The following is a 20,882-nucleotide window of genomic DNA, read 5'->3' on the forward strand; positions in this document are numbered from 1 at the left end:
CCGCTGAGCCGGAGCCGATCTCACCCACCTGCCGAGCAGGAACCGGAGCGCCGATGAGGCCGCGTACCGCCGGGGTCATCGGCATGGTCGGCGGAATGGCGGTGGCTATTGCTGGTGGGTGGCTGATCGCTCACCCGCCATTGTCTGTGCTCGGCGTGATCAGCCTGGTCGCTGCGTCGATCCTCTTCGCCATCGCCGCGACATGGACGGTGCGGAAGTCGTGGGCTGCGACGGATCTCCCCGACCTCACCATCCCGGCCGAAAAGGCATTACGCCGGATGCGACGCATATCCATAGCCCAGTGCGTGCTGGCTCCCGCCCTGATGGGCGGGGCGGCCTGGCTTCTCGTCGATGACATCCGAAGCTTCCGAGGCTGGCTCTCCCTCGCGTGGGGCATCTACCTCCTCACGTCGTCCATCTGGCTCCTGCGACGGCAGGCCGATCTCACCGTCGTCGAGGGACAGATCGTGAATCGGTGACGAAACCGAGGGACATCGTCGCACGACCGACTGCGGGAAAGGAGTGTGCGACTGGTGATCGTCGCCGAAGTTAACGTGCGCCCGGAGGGATTCGAACCCCCAACCTTCTGATCCGTAGTCAGATGCTCTATCCGTTGAGCTACGGGCGCATGGATTGCAGGTATTCCGCGGCAGAACCGCTCGCAAGCCAAAGTAGAGAATACATGCAATGCCCCGCCGCCGCGAATCGCCGACGGCGACGGTCACGCGTCGGTCAGCGCACCGGAGCGGTTCGTCGCCTCCTCGGGAGCGGGCTTTTCGGGAGCCGGCGCGACCGGCCGTTGTTCCGGTCGCTTGCCCGTGAAGATCACACTCGCCTCGATGGCCGATGCCAGGAGGGCGAAGATCCGGTCATCGGCGTCGTCGATGCAGGCGTAGGCGATGCCGTCGACGGCCACCGAGATCACCGCGTGGCTGTGCTGAACCGTCACCGAGGAGGCCGCTCGCCTCTGCTGGGCGAGGAAGTCCCGCGCCCAGCTCTCGGCGCCCGGTGCCTGCTCGAAGGCGGAACGCACCTCCCGCGCCATGTCGAGGGGCGATGATCCGCCGAGGCGTTCGAGCGCCGGCAGCGTGACGAGCGCGCCGACGGCGAGTGCCCGCTGCCGACCCTCCGACGCGACCGGTATCGCGGCGCACGCCGCCTTCAGCGCGAGGATCATGTTCAGCCGCGGGTCGTCGGTCACGATGCCGATCACCGACGGGATGAGCGGGGCCATTCGTCGTCTGCCCGCATCCGTGACGCGGTCGTTGGCCATGCGGGCCAGATGCGCCAGACCCCCGTGCGTGCACGACGGGTGATCGCTCCATCGTTCGCCCGCCAGGTACGAGGCGAACTCCATGAAGCAGGCGCCCTTACGGGGATTGCGGTGCTTGCCGGGCGAGAGGACCGGAAGCATGTCTGCGGTAATCGGTGACCCGTTCATGAGGGCCTCCCCTCAACGTCTTTGTTCCCTCTACTGTGCGCCCGTCATGCCCGATTTTCAATGGTCCGTCTCGACGTTGCACAACGATTCGGCATGGGTTTCGTCAGGCAGGCGCGCGCTGCACCAGGGGGGTCGCGCCGGGTTGGTCCCCCGGCGTCCCCTCGGCGGGATTTCCGCCCGAGCGGGACTTCAGGGCGAAGGAGAGCGCGACCACCGCCGCCGCTGCGAACGGCACCGCGAAGAGCGCAATTCGGAGGGTCGTCGCATCGGCGATGACGCCGATCACGGGCGGGGATGCGAGCCCGCCGACCCTCGTGATCATCGACACCACGGTCAGGCCCACGCCCTCGCGGAGGCCGGGCAGGGAGTCGGCGGCGTGCGTCGCGGCCGGGATGAGGGTGCCGATGCCGAGACCCACGCACCCGAAACCGACGATGGTGCTCGGGATGCTCGGCAGCAGGAGCGCGAACGCCATGCCCCCGCCCGCGAGCACGGCTCCCGTGATGGCGACCGCTCGGTCGCCGAAGCGATTGACGAATGCGTCTCCCGTGAGTCGCCCGAGCGTCTGGAAGGCCTGAAGGGACACGAACCCGAGCCCGGCCACGAGCGGGGCCGCCCCGAGCGATCCGCTCAGGTAGACCGCACTCCACGACGCGCCGGCATCCTCCATCGCGAAGCCGAGGGCGCCGATGGCCCCGAGAGCCACGAGGAGCCCGACCGCCGATGCCCGAGAACGAGCACCCGGCGCCGGCGCGCCCGCCACACGGCGGGCCTCCGCCCGTGCCTCCGCGTCGCTTCCGGTCAGGAGCAGGCGATACGACAGCAACGCCACGACGACCATGGCCGCCCCCACCACCGAGAGATGCACGGGGAGAGGGATGCGCAGTCCGGCCGCGGCCGCACCCATGAGGCCGCCGAGCACGGCGCCGATGCTCCAGATCCCGTGGAACGAGTTGAGAATCGACCGGCCGTACAAGCGCTGCACCCGCAGGCCATGGGCGTTGATGGCGATGTCGCTGATCGCGTCGCACATGCCGGCCACCATCAGCGCGGCGGCGAGCATCAGCCACGAGGAGGAGAATCCGACGAAGACGAGGTTGACCGCCATGACGGCGGTACTGATCACCCCGACCCGCGCCGATCCGAACCGTCGCACGAGGTGCGCCATGACGGTGCCGGCCACGAGCGCCCCGACGGGACCGGCCGCGATCGCCACGCCGAGCGCGGAGTTGGAGAGGTCGAGGGCCGCCTTGACCTCGGGGAAGCGCGGCACCACATTGGCGTAGATCACGGCGTTGCAGAAGAACAGCGCACCCACGGCGATGCGCGCGCGGCGTGCTTCCCGGGGCACGGCACGGGTGACGGATGCCATGGCCACTCCCCCGCGTTCTGTTCGGGCGCCGCCGTGGCGCATCGGAAGAGCCTACCCGGCGTGAACTACGGTGAGTCGATCACGACCGACGAAGGGAACCCCATGGACGCCGACGAGAAGCGCAGGGATCAGCTCACCACCGCACCGAAGGCGGACGAGTCGGATGCGGATCCGCGCATCGACGTGACGGAGAAGGCCGACGGGGTCACCCGCATCGACGTGCGCGACGACGCCAAAGTGCGACCCGGCAAGGCGGACTGATACCGCGGAATATTCGCAGAATGGCTTTGACGCCTGACGCGGGCTCCTCGCGAAACTCGACGAAGCCCGCCGTTACTGGGTTGTGAGCGCGTCGGTCGGCGGCTTTTCAGGTGCCATCCTCTTTTCGAAGGCTATTAATCCTCTTCACCTTTGCAACCACGGTGTTCATGACCCGTCTGGCCGATGCTGACCACTGTTTGAACGCTAACAATTAGTCAACTGCGGTACAGGCGATCGCTCGCTCGCTCTGACCACCGAAAGCAGACGAGCGCAGCCAATACGGCGAAGATACGAGAAAGCAGAGTGAATTGATGAGCGAAGACCGCATCTACGACGTCACCGTCTCACAAGACGGCGGCAACTACATCATTGAGGTGCCTCGTCTCGGAGGCTCAACAGAGACGCGGGATCCGGCAGCCATCGAGAAGGTGGCGAGAAGATACATAGCAGGCATGACTGACGAGGACATAGACCTCGTATCGGTCCGAGTCATACGCGCGCCAAGTAGCGTGACTTTGGCCGACGTCGTGGCGCGGACTACTCTCGCCGCAGTTCCGTTCGTCGGTGGCTCAATTGAGGTCGTTTACTCCGCAGTTCGTGAAAGGAGGACGCGTAAGGCTGCGCAGACCGTCGAGGAGATTGTTCGAGTCACCGGCGAGCAAGAGTTCGTTCGCCGGCTCGCCAGCGATCCTCGCCTCGAGGCTCTCTTCGTTAACGCTGTGGACTCGGCACTGCGCACTGGCCTAGAGGCCAAGCGACGCCTACTAGCTCAGTCCGTTGCAGCCGCAGCGCAAGCTGAATCAGCCTTCGACGAAAACGAACTCATCGCCGAAGCATTGTCACAGTTGGACGTGCAGCACGTCCGTGCTTTGGCTCGGCTTTCAGATGAGTGGGAGTACATGCAATCCGCGTCCAGAGCAGAGACCTATCGCGCACGGATGGGGGCCAGCGACGCGTGGGAGGCTGTCCCACCGCCAGTGCAGGCCGCGCTGGTAAGAACTGGTGCAGCCACACCATCGCCGACAAGTTACCTGATGACCGACGTCCCTCATCGGGCTGAGGGGATCACCGATTTTGGGTTGAAGCTCTTGAAGCGTCTTCGTGAGGAGGGTGTCGGGTATTGACATCGCCATCTCGAAAGACGCTTCGTCGTAATCCGGTCGGCCACATATCTCCAGACTCAGCTCAGAACGGCGATGAGAATTGCGCTTCACACGATCGACCAACCGGAGGAACTAAGTAGCGGCCGGAGTGCGCCTCACCATTCGACTGTCATTCCTTGTACGTGGTGATTTTCAGATTGAGGCTCGGCTCTTCCACCGTTATGCGTTCGATTCCACCGTTATGCGTTCCGGTGCCCACCGCGACAACCGCACCGGCGTCCACGCGCACAAATCGGATGCGTTCTTCCCCAGATTTAGTCAGTCGCTCCCAGGCCCCATCGATTAGCTCGGAGAACCCAGCACTGATTGCACGTTCCTCAAGTGTTGCCACCGTCGCATCTCCGGTCATGATCACCTGCAATGTGGGCGGGTCGGACGAGAAGCCCCCACTGCCATAGTGCCCTTCGTGAACTATCTCGCCCACGCTGCGGAGATCTAAGTCCGCAGCCGCAGCGTCCACCGCGTCGTAGAGACCCGGATCAGCTGGACGCAGGATTGAGCAGCCCGTGATCAGCATCACTGCAATGACTAACATGCAACAGCGCACCGCCTGATTACCGATCCGTGTTTTCGTCACGCATGCCCCCGAAGCCGTTGCCTGACTGTAGTACTGCTCATCCAGCAGCACCTGGAGCGACCCGGTATTACGGCGCTCTGGTCCTCGATATAAGTGTTCTGGTTCCCCATTCCATATCCGTCTTCAGGAGTATGAAATTCGTGTGAGCGCGTGCAATCGCTCCGGACTTTGGGCCGGTAAATGCCGGAGGAAAGGCGAGCAGTCAGCGTCCGACTCTTCCGCGCCGCATGATGGCGTACCCTCCAAAGTCGGACCTCAGGTATCGGTACCCCTGCCCGGGCTCAGGGCTGCGTATCGATTCGGCGACCGATGATCACGCACACGTGCGCTCAGAGGAAGACCGCCCACGCGCTGCCAACCGTTCCGCACAGAACACCACTGCCGACGAAGAGGATGTCCCAACGCACCCCGCTCCACTCGAGTACAGGCGCGCTGTCAGTCATTTCTGCCGCTCGGCGCAGCGGCTCCACCGAGAACAAGCCGGTCTCCGTCCCCTCCCTGATGTGATCTGCGGATGATCTCTGGTCGGGGTTCGGTAGGTTGCGGTACGCCCGGACTGCGACTCGGAAGAGCCCCACGAGCGGGAGAACGCCGCCGAGGACTATCAGCACGACGACTATGGGGGTCATGGTTAGAAGACTAGGGGCCCGGCTACCAAGTCCCAGTCGAACGTGCATAGCCTGTTGGGTGTCATGGTCGCCAGCGGTGCTCCGGTTCCCACTGCAGTACTGCACGAGCTAGACCGGTCTCGAGTAGGGCCGCGAAGCGATCCTGCTCTAACCGTATCGACGAGTGCAGCGGCACGTCGGGCAGGAGCCGTTCCACGAGGGTCGGGGCGTCCTCGGCAGCTGAGCTGAGGTCATCAGCATTGACGAGCAGCCGATGGTGTCCAGAAAGACCCGGCACGGTCAGGGCAGCGGTGACGGCGGACGCGAGGTCGCGGACATCGATGAACGCTCCGTACTCCCAGAACGGCGCCCACTCCGACTCTGGATTGTCCGAGCGCGATGCACGAATGAAGTCGTAGGTCGACGTGTCGAAGACTCCCGGCGCGCGCAGGCATACCGAGGCCGCACCGGTCACTGTCGTGAATGTAGCGACGAGTTCCTCCCCCACGAGCTTCGACCAGGCATAAGGGCCCTGAGGATCGAGTGGGTGATGATCATCGATCGGGAGGTACGCCGGTCTACCCTGCCCAATGAAGCACCCCAGCACATCGGCGCTGCTCAGGAACACGACCCGCTCGACGCCCTCCTCAGCGGCTTTTCCGAGCAGCAGAGCCGTACCGCCTACATTCGTGCGGAGGATCTGTTCGATACCACCGGTGGATGGTGGATCAAGCTCGCCTCGTTCCTCCGGCTCCTCGTCCAACGCGGCGAGGTGCACCACGAACCGGCACCCGCGGATCCGCTCGGCAACCGTGCGGGGGTCAACCACATCGTCGCCTTCGATGATGTCCAGGCCCACGACATCGAAACTCGCGTCCAGCAAAGTCCGGACGACCACGCGACCGACCATTCCCTGGTGACCTGTCACAAGAACGCGCGGCCCTACCGACTCATTGCTATGTGTCTCGGCTATAGACATGACCCCAAACTACCGACCGGAGTAGGACGGGCTCGCTGCAACTGTGACCGTATCGGCGAATGATGATGGTGAAGATTACTGGTGCGTATTTGCGCAAGGGGTATCCAAGTGGAGCTTAGGCGCTGGGCGCTTCCCCGAACGCAGCCTCCTGAACCGACCGCACGATTTGCTCCGTGACGCCGTTCCACCCGAACCGCCGCAAGAGATGCAAGCTTGGGGTGACCGCTAGTTCTCGGGCGTCAACGGTACCGGCTGCCGTCTCAGGGATGAGGACGGTACGTTGCCACTCGTTCGTCGCGAGGGCATATTCACCGTGGAAGCCGAATCGCCTTCGATCTCCAGCCACGAGCTTCCAACCCTGCGCACCTCGAAGCTGCAACTGCACCGTCAAGGATCGGTCAGGTGCGATGGTCTGCTGATACCGCAGGGCGAAGAACATGACTTCAGTGAACTGAGCGATCGGCATCCAGACTGGGAAGAAACGGTCACCACTTTCGCAGTCGTTCGAGCTGTTCCAGTCATCGCTGGTGTTCTCGGGAACTCGGTGCCAGGACGCGAATTGACCGCTCTCGAATGCCGCCCAGGCTTCGCGGTGCATGACTGTATTGCTTTCAGTAACCCAGCTGGGCCCCCGCTCGGGATGAGCAATGTACGGGTACGGCCAGCCGCGTATGCTCACGGACGCGCGCCGCGCGGACGGAACAAGATCCGTGTACTGCACGAGCTCCGATTGGTAGCCGGCGGGCCGGATCGTGTAGCGAAAGAACGCCGCCTGAGTGATGTCGTCGATGTTTGCTCCAGCAACGAACGTCTGCATCTCGTCGTCGTAGCGTTCTTCGTCGGTCGGCCCTTGCGCCAAATCAACGCCGGCACCGCGGGCAAGCTGCAGGAATCGAGCGAGTTGCTTTTGCGTCGCGAGTTCGAGGACCGCACGCATTTCATTTTGCGTGTGAGTCGACGTGCTTTCTGGTTTCCGAAATGACCGCGTGTATAGGCGACCTCGCTGAATTGTACTTCCGAAGTCTCGCGCTGACAGGATCGGAATGTCGTCGAACTCGGCGACTTGAAGTACCAAAACGTCCCGCCCGTCTGGCAATGACCGTGCGGCGCGGGCGATACGCAACGGAGGGTCGGCGAAGCGATTGATCTTGTCGACCACAGTGTCGTAGTCGCTCCACTCAGCGAGTTGCTGAGGGGAAAGGCCTGACCGTTCAATGTCGTCCTCATCGACACCGATGATCACCCAACCGCCATCGCGCTGATTAGCCAACGCGATCGCCGCCCTAGCCACGGTCGCAACGAAAGAGCTGTCGCGAGTTGACCCCGCGCCCTTGAACTCAACCGCGCGACTCTCATAGCCTGCCTCGAGGAATGCCGCGATCTCTTCGTTCGATAACATCCAATTAAATTAGCTTCATTGGGTGTGCCCGCGAAGAGGACACACTCGTCCGGCGACGTATGCGCTGTCGGCCGCGGGCCTGATTTCGGTGAGCCGACTTCATTGAAATGGTCACAGGTCGGGTCGGCCTCGTCGCTATGGGAACGGGGACAATTCGGCTGCGACTACACCGAAAGATCTTGGCGGCGTTCGAGGCGGAGAACGGTGTGGATGCCGGGAAGCAGAACTAGCGGCGGGAACCTGACTAGGCCCGGACTTCGAACCAGTCATCATCTGCCTCTCAGGCCAAACCTACCTTCATGCCGTCAGTAAGATTCCGAGCCATAGTACTTATTGCGGCTCCGGATCGCCTACCTATTGGCCGGTGGTGAGGGCACCCGCGGCCCACCGGGGTGGTCTAGTACGTCCATTCCCATCCAGCCGGCCCGCCCATGGTGAGTGCGATTGAGCCGGTGGTACTCGGCAGGTCCAGGACGATGTCGCCGGACACGCTCTGCCCGGGGCCGATGTCGGTTGGTAGCAACGACCCGACATCCATGCACGTCCAGGAGTTACCGACCGGGTCGTTCACCCGCTTCCCTTCCGCGTCGTATGCCTGCCAGGCGTACGAATCGAAGTAGAGCGATGTGATTTCTTCCTGCGCCAGTTCGGGCAGAGTCTCGATATTCACGTTGACGAGCGCGTAGTGCCCGTTCCTCGGCGGTTCGGCGAAGCCGCTGTTGCAGACGGGATCCAGTTGGATACCGGTCACGATGAACGTAGCGACCTCCACATCGCTGTTCGCTGCGGAGGTGAGACCCGCGAGCTGCCCGAACTCCTTCATGAGGTTCCCGTGGTCGTTCTTCACTTGCGCTCCGTACTTCGACTCGGGCGTGGGAGTCGGTGTAGGTGTAGGGGTCTGCGTCGTGAGGTTCTCCGCGGAAGGAGTTCTTGCGGCGTCGGCCGCCTGCGGCGTTTCGGCTGCACAACCGCTAGTCAAAGCGATCATCGATACGAGGGCAGATGCCGCCAGGGTGCGCTTCATTGAATTTTCCTCCGGGTAGGTAACTGGACCTTACCCAACATGACGTTCACGGGCCATGCCCAATGCGGGGCTTTGCGCAGCCCCGCTGGCCATCATCTCTTCCCGTCTTCCCGGTCTAGTTGCTCACGCTCGTCGCAGGAGGATACAGCTTCCCTCGCATAGGTTGCCGGCATTGCGGTGAGGAACGACCTCGAGCGCCTCCGGTCTCAACCGTGACTGGATTCCCGCGAATGGGCCAAAGTCTCTCCATGGGACTCCGTTCCGGCCGCGTCGCTAGCCCCTGCCTCATCGAACCCGTTCGGATGTTCGCGGACGATGCGGCGCGCCACTGTCATGTTGTCGAGAGTCTCGCTCCACGTCACAGAACCGTCCTTGGACATGGTGAAGAGAGTCAGTCGCAGCAAAGCTTGAAGTTCGGCTTCGGATAGCGGACCCAGGGTGTCGTAGCGGAAGTCGGCTATCTCGGTATGGTCGATGGCCGCGGCAGCGGTCGCGTCGGCCTGCGCTGCTTGACGCTCCCTTCTCCTTTCCACTGCATTGCCGATAAGCCAGATTGGGCCACCGACGAGGATCAACAACAGCATGAAAACGGCCAGGGACGACGGGAACTCCATCCGCATCACGTTACGGCGATCGACCCGGGCCGGACATCCCCAGTGCGAGTGCCGTGAGCGGAACAGGAAGCAGGGGCAAAAGGGCAGAGGATGCTGGGGGCCGACTGCCAACACAAGGACCAGGCGTTCGCACCACCTAACATCTTCTGGGGTTTGAGGTCAGAGCCGTTCTAGTAGCTGGTGCCGGTGGTGAAGGTCCAGGTGGTGAAATCGATCGGGTTCCCGGCGATGTCACGGATGCCGGTGATCCCGTTGGACAGCGACACGCGGTAGACGGTGTTCGCGGCGAGGTTCGATCCCGGGTTCACGGTCACCGTCCGGGTGGACGAGCTGTAGCTGACCGTCGCGGTGACGGCAGCCCCGTCAGATGCCCGGGTGATTCTCGCGGTGGCCGTCGCATACCCGGTGACCGGTTCGGAGAACCGCGCGGTGATATTCGCCGCCCTCCGGACTTTCGTCGCCCCGACTGCCGGGGTCTTCGACGTGACCGTCGGTGCCGGACCGGTGAGGAACGTCCACGTGGACGGGATGACCAGGTTCCCGGCCTTATCGCTGGCCCCTGAGACGGTGACCGTGTACCGGGTGTCCGCGCGGAGCGGTGAACTCGGCCTCACGATTGCGTCGTTCGTCGCCGTGTTCTGTGTGACGGTTGTGGCGACAGTAGTTGACCCGGCGGTCAGCTTGATCTGGCTGGACGTGATCCGGGACATCGCTTCGCTGAACCTGACTTCGACTGGTGCGGTCGTCGGCACGCTACGGGCGTTGATCCCCGGATTACGGCCGCTGCCTGGGCTGCCCGAAATGATGGCGGCGTTGCCCCGGGGAATTGGATGACTGTGGCGCCTTTGTGTCGGTCCCACAAGGAGCGCTCCACGGCGAGGGCGCTCAGGCTCCTGTCCAGTGGCTAATTCAGCGCGGCTGCGTCGAGAGTGTCGTCACGCCCTTCGAGCAGAGCGGCTGGACTTGAAAATAGTGGTTGGAGGATTTTATGCACCACCGGTGAAGTTCGGGTACGACAGTCCGCAGCGCCTGGATGCACGCCGGACTAGGAGCGATTCAAGGGATGGCGCCGTCCCGGCGCATCCTTCGTCGGTCGTCGATGTCATGATGTCAAGCGTGACTGATGACTCCTGGCGACCCCTCGGCGTTGACGATGACGATGCGGTGGCGGAGTACGACGCACTACACGACGACGTACCCGAATGGATGACAGGCGCTTTCTGGGCGTGGGTGTTATCCGCGATCACCCACAACCGGAGCTACAGGGACGGCAGCGGGCGGGTTCCTATGCTCGACGTAGTTCTAGCGGAGCAAATGTGCCAGCAACTACGCATCTATCTACCCAACCTCCGATCGAGTGCTGTATCTGCCGCTAGAGGAGATTCTCAACTCACTTCGGCTCTGCAGAGGCTCCGTGTGCACCCGCACCCGCTCCAGATCGCTGACTATTTGCTCGCCCACGATGGGCACGGGGACCGAGACGAACTGGAGGGAATCCTCGAGCGAAGCAAATCTGCATGGCGGATTGGACAACGCGCTGGTCGGCCTGGTCTAGAACGCCGAGTGCCCTCCGGCGTTCAAGTTGCCGTCGATGCAGTCATTGCTCGGTCGGGTCGCGCGGGAGCCCGTCTGGCCAGGGCTTGGGAGGAACTCCACGGGCTGGGTGGCAACCCGAGCGAAGCTTACCGTCTGGCCATCCAGGCGGTCGAGGATGCAGCCATTCCGGTTGTGTCGCCGAAGAACTCCGCCGCCACACTAGGGACAGTTCTTAAGCAAATCGAGGATCAAAAGAACTGGGCCTTACCGCTCGCACGGGAGGATGCACGCGCGGCGACCGGTAGCACCGTTGTCGCGCTGATGCGGATGATTTGGCACGGTCACCGCGACAGGCATGGCGGTCAGTCCACTGGTCCAGAAGACAACGTCTCCCAGGAAGAAGCGGCAGTCGCGGTGTCCACCGCTGTCGTCCTCGTGAGCTGGTTCAGCGCAGGGCTCGTGCGACGCAGCACTGACTAGGGCGCGCTTTCAGGGCGCGCCGCGATGTGGCTCGTGTCTATCACCCCTAGTAGTGCCGCGCGCGTTCGTCGACTCAGTTCGACTAATCGCGGCATGCACGGCCGGGGGAGGAGGACAAAGGCAGAGAAGCGGTCGCTCAGCCGTGCATCCCGGGCGGGCACCCGCTTCGATGCTCTTCAACCCAGTTCGAAGTACCGCCGACGAGTATCAACGGCGCTTCGCCCATTAGCGCCACGCCCCGCCCCCTGAGACCGCTTTGACCACCTGCGGGCTCGGTGCATCGACAGGTCTGACAGCCGGATCCGTGACGAGGACAGGGTGAAGCCGGGTAACGAGTCAAAGGCCAAGGACGCGAAGCACTAGGGCGAAGGGCAACTGGCCATTCAACTGTCGTTGCCGTAATCGCGTCCAGAGGCCAATAGATTGCCGTAGACCGGAGGCGTTCAGCCTGAGTGAACGCTCGCCAAAGTTCGGCTACATAGTGCCCCACTCATTCAGCTATGTGGGGTAGTTCCGTCGCACCACCGACTTCGTTGAGGAACCCCTCCGACCATCTCTCTATCTCCGTCTGGATTCGCTCATCTGAGAACCGACCGTCGAAATGAGACTTGACCAGCGGCACGAAAGGGCCCTCAGGAGTGATCACAGTTATGACGTGGCGCTTCGCGTGAGCAACTGCGTCCCCGATACGCGAGTCCGCGATGCCGACATCGAATACCTTCAGGACTTCATTTCCGTCCGAGGTGGCAATCAAACGCCAGAGATCGCCGGCGTCTTTTGGGCGAAGCCGGTTTCTGTTCCTCGAGAGCTCCTTTTCTTCAAGGCGATCGATGAGCTTCCACGACTTCGCGGCGATCAGCGCGGCATGGCCAGCAACGTACGCGTCAATGGGTGTGCCGGACCCAAAGCTATCGAGGTACATCAGGTCGCGATCAATGAGGGTCAACTCTGTGCCTTTGGTTCGGGAGACGATTTTGGTCCCGTGCACTCCTGTATCTGCAGATCTGCTACCTTTCCCGGCAATCGCGTCCGGAGCAATTAGGTCAACAGTGAGCCTCTCGTGCAAATCTCTTCCGCGCTCAGACTTGAGGCCCCAGACGCCCGGCCGTGCCGGAGACGCTGGTTCCAAGTCGAGGGAGTCCATGATCGTACCGAGTAGCGGACTTGCTGCTAGGAGTTCCGGGAAGACGCCAATGTCGGCGTCTCTGGTGGAGTCCATTTCAATTTCGTTCGTCAGATGCTTGGTGCGTTCATAAACTGCGTGTGCGCCGACAACAGTCAGCGATTGCTTATGCGCATCGAGTGCATGGAGGGTGTCTAAGAGAATCCCCCGGGACCGGACGACATCAGCCCCGAATGCGAAGTAATCACCTTGCATGGTTGCGAACTCCAATTCAAGTTCGAGCGACAGTCAGTCGATTCAATGCAGACAATCGTTCAATCATGACTCGCCGTTCGAATTGTGGAACTACTGCATCTGCGCGATCCGCAGATCGACCCGCACTCGCATAGGCATCGACAAGTCCCTGGACGGAATCAACCCACGAAAAGCCCTGTTCGTCGTCCCAAACACCCACGGTCGAGACCCGATCAAACGGAACAAGGGTTAATCGGCGCTGGCCGTCGGCCGCTGGCTCCAGTTCTAACGTCTGCGCGGCCGCCCTTGGGCTATCCACATATATGACGGGCGAGTCTGAACCATAATCACTGTTCCCACCCTCGGCAGCCGGGATGCCGGTTACCGCATAGCGAATGCCTGCGTTACGAAGCGCGTTTGCCGTGCGCTGCCAAGGATTCGTGTAAGCAAAGTCGCGAACACCGGCTCGCGCCCCCAGCTTCGAAGCATTTCCCGCCAATAGCGCAATCTGGCCGACTTGGCCCGGCAGGGCCAACACTCCGTCGATCAAACCTGCGCGCTTCCAGCGATCAAGCCATGGCTGAATCTGATAGTCGTCCCGAAGCATGCCGGAATCCGTACCGATAACCGAGCGCGCAGCAGCAATCGCGCTTACATCCGCCCGAGGCACCAAGGCATCCAGGTCGAAGCCGCCGGAGTTAAGGATGGCGATCATCGAAGACCAGGACGGCTCAAGTTCTCCGCGCTCGATTCGTCCGATCGTGGACGGAGCTATGTTGGACAATTTGCCCAACTGGGCGCGCGAAAGGCCATTCAGCGTTCGCACCGTTGTTGTTAGTTGTGCTGCATCCATGTGAGGATACTAATCCTTTAATTGCGTATCCGCAATTTGGTGCTGTTGCATATCCGCCAGGCAACAAGGTTGCGTATCAGCAACGCTACTTGATGGCGTATTCGCAATGCACGCAATTGCGCATCCGCAATCAGCTGCGCCCGGTCCTTACGACCGGTTTAATGGCGAGCGATCCGAGTGAGTTCGGCTGCGGCCGTTTACTCGGTATGGTAAACATTATGACCACTTGGCGAGACACGGGATCATCGTGAAGGACACATCCGCAGTTTCTGAAGTCATTCGAGCACCCAGACGCGAACAGGATGAACTTGATCTGCGTCAGCCACACGGCCTGCATCCATCCCCAAAGAACCTCGCCGAGCGCATGCTAGAGACCCTGCCCAACCTCGTCATCGCCGACCCGCCAATCAGACCGTGTTACGCCATGACCGGCCTCTCCCAATGGCGTCAGGCTTCTCATCAGTCGGTCCACGCGCAGTATTGGCGCGGACGCCTTTTCGGTGTCGTCGACCACGGAGTGGTGGTCTATCCGAGCTGCCAGTTCAATCGACGGGGCCAAGTACGCCCTGATTTTCACGAGCTGCTTGTGTCGCCGCAGCTGATCGGACGCGATGCGCTGAATGTAGCCGTGCGGCTGCACACTCCGGATCCGATGACTGGGCGAACCCCAACCGCTGAGCTCGCCGCAAGCGACTCTGACCCCGGCGACCACATTGGTCCGCTCTCCTCCTCACTCAACATGGTCGAGCCGCCCACCGGGTCGTTCGACGGCCCGCGCGCAAACTCTGAGGCGTCGATAGGAGTCACCGGTGTGGTGGACGAGACGACTCATGCCTGATTCGCAGCGCAGTGACGATGCACTCCGGGCTGACGTTGGCAGCGAGGTCTCGAGCGACGCGGTGAGGCGCCTAGCGCGGGAAGTACGGATCAAGCTACTGCAGGACCTGGGGCGTCATGACGAGGCCACGGCGTTAGAACCGTTGCGCATACCGTTCCACCGGCAAGAACAGTCACTCCCCCGGCGATCAGCTTTGTACCCTCGACCCCGGCGGCGACGCCGGCGCGACTGCGGATAACTGCGCTAATCGTGGGCCGTTGATTCGCAATCCGCGGCCCGCTCGTAGGCATCCACGTGGATGAGATGCGTCACAGCCCGGAGCCCGTTCTCGAACTCTTCACTGTCGCGTAGGAACTCGAGGTCGGTGTTCGGCAACTCCGGTTCATCACCGGGCTGGACTAGACGCAGCATGCGGGAAGCGTACCTGTCGACCTCGGAGAGCTACCGAGGTTATCCACAGGACCGCGAGTGAGTAGTTAGCGCTCGGCAATAGCGCTCGGCCAAAGGGGTCTACCGAGACCTCGCTCAAGCTTCGCAATGGTGGCGAGGTCAGGCCAGACTCGACCGGCCAAGACGTTCAGCACCGTGACGTGATTCATTCCGGCGGCCGTGGCAACCGACCGGATGCTCTGATCGCCGATGGCCGCCCGGAGGTTGAGGACGAGTTGCCGTGCCACCTCACCGATCAGGTCGTCTGACGGAATATCAGGCCAGGGCGCGGGTGCGAGCTCCACCGGTTTTCCCCGCGCCACCATTCCCATGTCAACAGCGTAAAGCCCGGCAGTAGGCAAGGTGGACCGGCACTGCGACGGTCGAGAAGAAGGCGCTGGATGCAGATCCTTGTCACCGAATAGAAAAACGCCTGTTGTCCGTCAGGGCCGGGGCACTCCAGGAGCGCATCGGGCTCTCAGCAGTGGAAGCGCATCGCTGACGCGCTCCGAGCAAACGGTGTTGATGGCGGTGCGGCGCTTTCGTCGATCAGTCAGCACGACGGCGTCGAACGGCCGCCGGGATCCACCGTGCACCGGTCACCGTCGCGATCAACTGCATGTAGGTCAAGGTGTCCCCGGGGGAAACCCGAGACTCATGAGCGCCGACCGATTCGCCATCGAGTTGGCCGAGAATACTGCCCAGCTTCCGCTCGGCGAGATCCACCGCGTAGAGCTGCAAGTCCTCGTCTGGAGATCCGCTGCACCCCACCACCGACTCCCCCGACAGGAGATCCGCGACGATAGTTACCTCATCTGCCCCTCGGACGACAACGAGGTTGAAGCGGTCGTCGAGGTCCATGAACCGAACGTCGACATCAGCGTGCAGTGTCATGTCGTCGGCCCACGAGAGGTCCAACTTCCCCCTGCCGAGCTTCGTCACATGGAACCACCCTGGGCCGTTCCATGATGCCCTGTCGCCTTTCCACCACATGGTGATTATATTAGCCATAATGAGGAGGATGTCATCACCAAGAAAAGCGACACCATGACGGATACTCAATACGACTACACACCCATGATCCCCGCCGAACACTGGACCATGATCAGTGGTTTCGTACGCCACACAGTCCGCGAAGCCGCACCGCTCACCGCCTACTCCGAAAAGCAGCTGTACCCAGCTGCCGCCAGACTCGCCCTGTGGGCCTGGCAGACCGCGTCACTCCCCCTCGAAGCAGACGTCGTGTTCTCCGCTCCGGTGATCGACCGCTTCTCCGCAGAAGGACTGCTCCAATACACGAACGCAGGGCGGAACACCATGCGCGCTCGGCTCAGGCGGATGGCGGACGTCCTCCTCGGCCCCGACAAAGATCCAGACCGACACCGTCCGATGGGCAAGTCAGACCCGTCAGCCCCATACACACAGCGCGACGTGAGTGCGCTCCGCAGCTGGGCAGCCAGCCAAGGAAGCGAAGAACGCAGGAGTAGCGCAGGAGCCTTACTCGCGCTCGGCCTAGGCGCCGGACTCGCGGGAAAAGAAATCGTGGGCCTCCGCGTCGCCGACATAGAGCAAGACGAGCTCGGGATCCTGGTACAAGTGCGCGGGGCAAGCGCGCGGGCCGTACCCGTGCTCCGCGACTGGGAACAACCGCTCGCCGACCGACTCTCGGGTGCCCACAATGACACCTGGGCGTTCCGCAACGGTCAAGAAGGCGGAAACCCGAATCTCATCACTGACTTCGTGTCCCGTTCCTACGGAAGAGTCAACCTGCAAGCTCGAAGGATGCGAGCCACCTGGCTCGTCCACCACATAGCAGCCGGCACGCCACTCGTCCCGCTGCTACGAGCCGCCGGGCTGCAGTCGCCGGAGGCGCTGGGGAGGTTCATGCGGTTCGTGCCGGCGGAGACCGATTGCGAAACGGCGCGACGGAGTCTTGTCAGCTGGACTGGAGCGGACCGCGACACGAGGCAGGAACTGTAAGGAGTGATCGTGGTGTCAAGTTGAACAGTCGACTCGCCTCTTTGACGGGACGGGAGCCACTGCAAACTCGTCGACGGCTGCCATCGAGGACAATTGCAAAGGCTTGGTCGAAGTGTGGACGGAGCGCTCGAGCGCGGGTGCGCTCACTGTCGGGCAAGCGTGACCGAGTGACCGAGTGACCGCTGAGGGTCACGCTTGCGGCCGAGGGTAGATGCACGCTGATATGCTTAGGGATTTGTCACTGAAGACGTGGCGCGGATTAGGAGCTTTTTGCAGCGCGGACCTGACCGGGTCCTATTGCTCGCCCCAGCTCGGTCCTAAGCGAACCACCGGATGCTTCTGCAGTGCTCACCTCATAGCAGGCGTTCTGGCCCTGGCCTCGCACTCATACGCAGACGGGACCCGTTGCGCGCGTGGGCAACGTCAGCTCTGGAGAGGGACTCCCGTCCGCATGAACCGGAGGCCTCGCAGCGAATTGGTACCCTCGCACGTACTTTCAGCGATCGCACCCAGCCGATCGAACGGGAAGGCAACGAAGCGCCCAGCGTGGCGGAAATCGCCACGAGAACGGCAGACGGGACACTTCACCACGCTGGGGTCTCTGCCGAGGTTCTAACGGGCGATCGTCTTCTATCAAGCGTCGCGACAGGCCGTAACATACGCTCATGCCCGTTGAAGCCACCCGAATACCCTCTCGAACACAACACGGCTTCCACTGCCCTCGTTGCGGCCTTTACGGGATGCAAGAGTGGAACGGCCTGGTTCACCACCACATCGACGACAGTGGCGATCAGTGGTTTGAACCTCTGAAGACGGAAACCGAACCGGAAGTGTCGAAACCCCGTGCTTTCAACGTATTCGTCGAACTTGATTCTCGCCCTGACCCGTGGGACGAACCAGAGACACCCCCGGTCAAGTGGGTAACAGCGGAGAGTTGGGCCACCAGCAAGTGCCTCGGGTGCCAACGCAGCACTGTATGGCACGACGAAAAGATCATCTATCCTTCGGCACGAGTTGCGCCTCGGCCAAACGCGGACATGCCCTCGCTTCCCTGCAACCTTTACGAAGAAGCCGCGGCCGTGATGCAGGTCTCACGTCGCGCAGGCGCTGCAATGGCGAGAGCCACTCTCGAGCGACTGCTCATCGAACTCGACCCGATGGACCCCGGCAAGGTTCGGCTTGATGAGCGCATCGTGCACGTCATCCCACGAGTGTCTTCGAGTCTCGGAGATGCGCTGACGGTCATTCGTCATGTGGGTAACAAGGCTTTACACGTGGCCGATACTCCCGATGATGCGCTAGTCCTTGTACTGGATGACAACAACGCCGAAATAGTGGAGTTGATCTTCAATGCCATCAACGATGTTGTCGACGAGCTAGTGACCAAGCCACGATCTAGAGAACGCTTACTCAATGCCGTACCGGCCGCCGTGATTGAAGAGGTAGAGAGAAAAAGGGCGGCAGCCGCCACTGTGAACGAGCCATCCGAATAGCGCCGTGTTGGATATAGCCGATCGCAGGGATAACGGGCTTTTGCGTGTACGCATGGGATCGAGGCCGGAGCGCATGGCTGAAGGCGCGCATGTGTGAGTTACTCGCACAGCATGGGTAAATCGGCGTTGTTCGGATGCGGAGCGCATTCACGTTCGGGTGCTTGACGGGTCGACGTCCGCACCCGAACTAATGAAGGTGAACATGCGGCACAGGAGGCCGCCAACTCACCGGTGCGTCGTGCATTTCGTTCTCGGCCAGGGGAACACAGATCTGAAAGATACCTTTCTGGTGTATTCGATGGAGCCATATCGGAACAGGCGCACGGCGACTTGCAGGACGACGGCACTGAGGAGGAACAATTCGGTGATGACGATGGCGGCTTCCCAACCGGCGAGGGAGCCGAACGCGTTGCGGAGCATCGCGGTGATCGGCGCCGAGTACGGGAAGTACGTGAACAGCTGCACGACCGGGCTCTGCGGGTCGGACAGGATAAGCGACAGGGCGTAGAGCGGGATGATCATCAGGATGATGAGCGCGCCGAAGAAGTTGCCGGCGTCTTTCGCGGTCGGCATCACGGCCCCAATCGCAACCAACGTGCCGGTGAACAAGGCGAATCCACCGATCGCGAGAAGTGCGCCGATGATCATTTGGGCAGGGTCGGAGTTGAACCCGGACAGGTCGAGCTCGGGGATGTTCAGAGCGGTGCGGAAGAACAGGTAGGCGATGAAGGCGGGGAGGAGGAAGACGAGGACTTGGACGAAGCCGACGGTGAAGAGGGCGATGATCTTCCCTGTGATCAGGGTGGTGGGGTTCAGGGTGGTGAGGATCATCTCGGTGACCCTGTTCTCTTTCTCTTCCAGGGTGCTGGTGAGCATCTGATTGGCGAGGAGGGTGAAGACGAGGAAGAAGATTCCGACGAAGATCAGCGGCGGGATCATGCCCATGAACCCGGCCGCTTCCTCCCCATCAACGAACGTCGTCGCCGTGACTGCGACGTTGCCCTGCGCCAACGCCGTCAACGCCGGGTCGCCGATCTGGTCCTGCGCGCTGGTGACGAGCACCTGAGTGGCGACACTGCCGTACGCGTTGTTGCCGAACAGTCCCTTGTCGACCCCGTACACCTCGGTGGGGGTGGTGGTCGGGTCTTCCGGGTACACGAAGTGCGCGTCCTGTTCGCCGGCTCTCACCGCGGCGATCGCCGCCTCGTCGTCGGTGACCGGTGTGCCGTCCAGGGTGCCGGCGACGGCGGGGTCGACGTAGCCGGAGGTGTCACTGTAGGTGAAGGTGAACTCGGTCTCGGATTGCTCATCCAAGCTGCTCGCGGCGGTCGCGTTCCCGAGGACCACCAGGGCCATGACGATGCCGATCGCGATCGGAACCAGCAACGTGATGAGCCAAAACCGTTTCTTCCCCAACGTGCGGCTGACTTCAAACCCAACCACGGTGCGGAGGTTGTGCTGTGCCATCAGACGGCCGCCATCTCGTTGTTCTGGTCGCCATACACGCTGACGAAGATCTCCTCGAGCGACAGCTTGCTCGTCGTGAAACTCCGCACCAAAACACCGGCAGCGACCAGGTCACGGAGGATCAACGCCTCATCAGTGCTGTCAGTGAGGGTGAGCTCGGCATAGTTCCGATCCCGCGTACTGATCTCGTAGTGCGGTGACTCCGGGATGTTCCCGGAGTAACTGAGCCGGATCATCGTTCCGCCGTACTGGTTCTGCACCTCGGGAATCGTCCCGTACGCCTCAGCCCGGCCGCCTTTCAGCAGGATGACGCGGTCGCAGAGGCGTTCCACTTCATCCATCTGATGAGTGACCATCAGCACCGTCGCACCAGCCCGTTTCTGTTCCTCGATGACGTCCATCAGCAGCCGCCTGTTCACCGGGTCGAACCCCTTCGTCGGCTCATCCAAAATCAGCAGCTCGGGGTCGTTCATAATCGTCACGCCCAGCTGCACCTTCTGCTGCTGACCGCCGGAAAGCTTGTCCACCCGCGTCTTGGCCTTCTCCCCGAGGTTCACCCGTTCGAGGTAGTTCATCGACCACGCCGCTGCAGCCTTCCGGGACAGGCCTTTGAGCTCACCGAAGTACGTCATCACTGTCAGGACGGATTCCTTCTTGTACAGCCCGCGCTCTTCTGGGAGGTATCCCAGTCGGCTCCCAGCCTCGGGCGTGAACGGTCGCCCATCAATGTGAAGGATCCCAGCGGTGGGGATGTAGATCCCGAGGAGAGCCCGGAGCGTGGTGGTCTTCCCGGAACCGTTTGATCCGAGAAACCCGAATGTCTCGCCTCGTTCCACGTCGAAGGACAAATCCTCGACGGCTGTGACGCCGGCGAAATCCATCCGGAAATGCTCGATGTGAACCAGAGACTCACCAGGAGATGTCATCCGCAAACTCTAGCGGTGGGGAAATCCGGCTCGTAATACTCTCGGGTCTCATTCCTGACCCAACAATGCAGCCCTGGGCTGACGG

The 20,882-nt window shown here is 62.1% G+C and carries 23 protein-coding genes and 1 tRNA gene; 7 read left to right on the plus strand and 17 right to left on the minus strand.

The window, feature by feature from the left end:
• The first annotated feature begins 53 nt into the window (after positions 1 to 53).
• Complete coding sequence (locus tag EY822_RS04575) at positions 54 to 479, plus strand: hypothetical protein (protein WP_150307193.1); 426 nt, start codon at positions 54 to 56, stop codon at positions 477 to 479.
• Between the two features lie 76 nt (positions 480 to 555).
• On the opposite strand, the gene EY822_RS04580 is transcribed toward EY822_RS04575, so the two are convergent.
• The 3 genes from EY822_RS04580 to EY822_RS04590 all read right to left on the minus strand — a co-directional run bounded on the left by EY822_RS04580 (position 556) and on the right by EY822_RS04590 (position 2,813).
• Positions 556 to 628: transfer RNA gene (locus EY822_RS04580), tRNA-Arg, on the minus strand.
• A 93-nt stretch (positions 629 to 721) separates the two neighbouring features.
• The gene (locus EY822_RS15315) at positions 722 to 1,414 is read right to left on the minus strand and encodes a hypothetical protein (RefSeq protein WP_227497028.1); all 693 of its coding nucleotides are present in this window, start codon (positions 1,412 to 1,414) and stop codon (positions 722 to 724) included.
• Positions 1,415 to 1,544: 130 nt separating this feature from the next.
• Positions 1,545 to 2,813 carry an MFS transporter gene (locus EY822_RS04590; protein WP_150307194.1) on the minus strand — a complete coding sequence of 423 codons (1,269 nt, stop codon included), beginning with the start codon at positions 2,811 to 2,813 and terminating at the stop codon, positions 1,545 to 1,547.
• Between the two features lie 60 nt (positions 2,814 to 2,873).
• Here EY822_RS04590 and EY822_RS04595 point away from each other — a divergent pair, with 60 nt between their 5' ends.
• Both EY822_RS04595 and EY822_RS04600 read left to right on the plus strand, forming a co-directional pair.
• Complete coding sequence (locus EY822_RS04595) at positions 2,874 to 3,074, plus strand: hypothetical protein (RefSeq protein ID WP_150307195.1); 201 nt, start codon at positions 2,874 to 2,876, stop codon at positions 3,072 to 3,074.
• Between the two features lie 311 nt (positions 3,075 to 3,385).
• A complete protein-coding gene (locus tag EY822_RS04600) occupies positions 3,386 to 4,198 on the plus strand; it encodes a M1 aminopeptidase family protein (RefSeq protein ID WP_150307196.1) in 813 nt (270 codons plus the stop codon).
• A 148-nt stretch (positions 4,199 to 4,346) separates the two neighbouring features.
• Here the strand turns inward: EY822_RS04600 and EY822_RS04605 are convergent, their stop codons facing one another.
• The 7 genes from EY822_RS04605 to EY822_RS04635 form a co-directional block, all read right to left on the minus strand.
• Positions 4,347 to 4,814 carry a hypothetical protein gene (locus tag EY822_RS04605; RefSeq protein WP_150307197.1) on the minus strand — a complete coding sequence of 156 codons (468 nt, stop codon included), beginning with the start codon at positions 4,812 to 4,814 and terminating at the stop codon, positions 4,347 to 4,349.
• 329 nt (positions 4,815 to 5,143) lie between these two features.
• Complete coding sequence (locus tag EY822_RS04610; protein WP_150307198.1) at positions 5,144 to 5,443, minus strand: hypothetical protein; 300 nt, start codon at positions 5,441 to 5,443, stop codon at positions 5,144 to 5,146.
• A gap of 61 nt (positions 5,444 to 5,504) precedes the next feature.
• A complete protein-coding gene (locus EY822_RS04615; protein WP_150307199.1) occupies positions 5,505 to 6,401 on the minus strand; it encodes an NAD-dependent epimerase/dehydratase family protein in 897 nt (298 codons plus the stop codon).
• Positions 6,402 to 6,516: 115 nt separating this feature from the next.
• Entirely contained in the window at positions 6,517 to 7,800 is a 1,284-nt protein-coding gene (locus EY822_RS04620) for an AlbA family DNA-binding domain-containing protein (protein ID WP_150307200.1), read from the minus strand.
• A 397-nt stretch (positions 7,801 to 8,197) separates the two neighbouring features.
• Positions 8,198 to 8,824: a DUF4352 domain-containing protein gene (locus EY822_RS04625; RefSeq protein ID WP_150307201.1), complete on the minus strand. Its 627-nt coding sequence runs from the start codon at positions 8,822 to 8,824 to the stop codon at positions 8,198 to 8,200.
• Positions 8,825 to 9,030: 206 nt separating this feature from the next.
• Entirely contained in the window at positions 9,031 to 9,438 is a 408-nt protein-coding gene (locus tag EY822_RS04630; RefSeq protein WP_150307202.1) for a hypothetical protein, read from the minus strand.
• Between the two features lie 170 nt (positions 9,439 to 9,608).
• Positions 9,609 to 10,298: an Ig-like domain-containing protein gene (locus tag EY822_RS04635; RefSeq protein ID WP_150307203.1), complete on the minus strand. Its 690-nt coding sequence runs from the start codon at positions 10,296 to 10,298 to the stop codon at positions 9,609 to 9,611.
• A 703-nt stretch (positions 10,299 to 11,001) separates the two neighbouring features.
• On the opposite strand from EY822_RS04635, the gene EY822_RS04640 reads away from it, so the two are divergent.
• Positions 11,002 to 11,454: a hypothetical protein gene (locus EY822_RS04640; protein WP_150307204.1), complete on the plus strand. Its 453-nt coding sequence runs from the start codon at positions 11,002 to 11,004 to the stop codon at positions 11,452 to 11,454.
• A gap of 490 nt (positions 11,455 to 11,944) precedes the next feature.
• Here EY822_RS04640 and EY822_RS04645 read toward each other — a convergent pair whose 3' ends face one another.
• Positions 11,945 to 12,832, minus strand: a complete 888-nt coding sequence (locus tag EY822_RS04645; protein WP_150307205.1) for a hypothetical protein — start codon at positions 12,830 to 12,832, stop codon at positions 11,945 to 11,947.
• A 16-nt stretch (positions 12,833 to 12,848) separates the two neighbouring features.
• Positions 12,849 to 13,664 carry a helix-turn-helix domain-containing protein gene (locus EY822_RS04650; protein WP_150307206.1) on the minus strand — a complete coding sequence of 272 codons (816 nt, stop codon included), beginning with the start codon at positions 13,662 to 13,664 and terminating at the stop codon, positions 12,849 to 12,851.
• 247 nt (positions 13,665 to 13,911) lie between these two features.
• Between EY822_RS04650 and EY822_RS04655 the strand changes: the two genes are divergently transcribed.
• The gene (locus tag EY822_RS04655) at positions 13,912 to 14,502 is read left to right on the plus strand and encodes a hypothetical protein (RefSeq protein ID WP_150307207.1); all 591 of its coding nucleotides are present in this window, start codon (positions 13,912 to 13,914) and stop codon (positions 14,500 to 14,502) included.
• Positions 14,503 to 14,745: 243 nt separating this feature from the next.
• On the opposite strand, the gene EY822_RS15320 is transcribed toward EY822_RS04655, so the two are convergent.
• From EY822_RS15320 to EY822_RS04665, 3 genes are all read right to left on the minus strand, one after another.
• The gene (locus EY822_RS15320; protein WP_227497029.1) at positions 14,746 to 14,913 is read right to left on the minus strand and encodes a hypothetical protein; all 168 of its coding nucleotides are present in this window, start codon (positions 14,911 to 14,913) and stop codon (positions 14,746 to 14,748) included.
• Between the two features lie 65 nt (positions 14,914 to 14,978).
• Entirely contained in the window at positions 14,979 to 15,263 is a 285-nt protein-coding gene (locus EY822_RS04660; RefSeq protein WP_150307208.1) for a helix-turn-helix transcriptional regulator, read from the minus strand.
• A gap of 217 nt (positions 15,264 to 15,480) precedes the next feature.
• Entirely contained in the window at positions 15,481 to 15,873 is a 393-nt protein-coding gene (locus EY822_RS04665; protein ID WP_227497030.1) for a hypothetical protein, read from the minus strand.
• Between the two features lie 105 nt (positions 15,874 to 15,978).
• Between EY822_RS04665 and EY822_RS04670 the strand changes: the two genes are divergently transcribed.
• Together EY822_RS04670 and EY822_RS04675 are read left to right on the plus strand one after the other, a co-directional pair.
• Positions 15,979 to 16,911 carry a site-specific integrase gene (locus tag EY822_RS04670; protein ID WP_150307210.1) on the plus strand — a complete coding sequence of 311 codons (933 nt, stop codon included), beginning with the start codon at positions 15,979 to 15,981 and terminating at the stop codon, positions 16,909 to 16,911.
• Positions 16,912 to 17,576: 665 nt separating this feature from the next.
• Entirely contained in the window at positions 17,577 to 18,404 is an 828-nt protein-coding gene (locus tag EY822_RS04675; RefSeq protein WP_150307211.1) for a DUF4145 domain-containing protein, read from the plus strand.
• 225 nt (positions 18,405 to 18,629) lie between these two features.
• On the opposite strand, the gene EY822_RS04680 is transcribed toward EY822_RS04675, so the two are convergent.
• Positions 18,630 to 19,847, minus strand: a complete 1,218-nt coding sequence (locus EY822_RS04680; RefSeq protein ID WP_227497031.1) for an ABC transporter permease — start codon at positions 19,845 to 19,847, stop codon at positions 18,630 to 18,632.
• 23 nt (positions 19,848 to 19,870) lie between these two features.
• The gene (locus tag EY822_RS04685; RefSeq protein ID WP_227497032.1) at positions 19,871 to 20,797 is read right to left on the minus strand and encodes an ABC transporter ATP-binding protein; all 927 of its coding nucleotides are present in this window, start codon (positions 20,795 to 20,797) and stop codon (positions 19,871 to 19,873) included.
• Positions 20,798 to 20,882: the final 85 nt, after the last annotated feature.

It is taken from the genome of Planctomonas psychrotolerans (assembly GCF_008642235.1).
Lineage (GTDB): Bacteria > Actinomycetota > Actinomycetes > Actinomycetales > Microbacteriaceae > Planctomonas > Planctomonas psychrotolerans.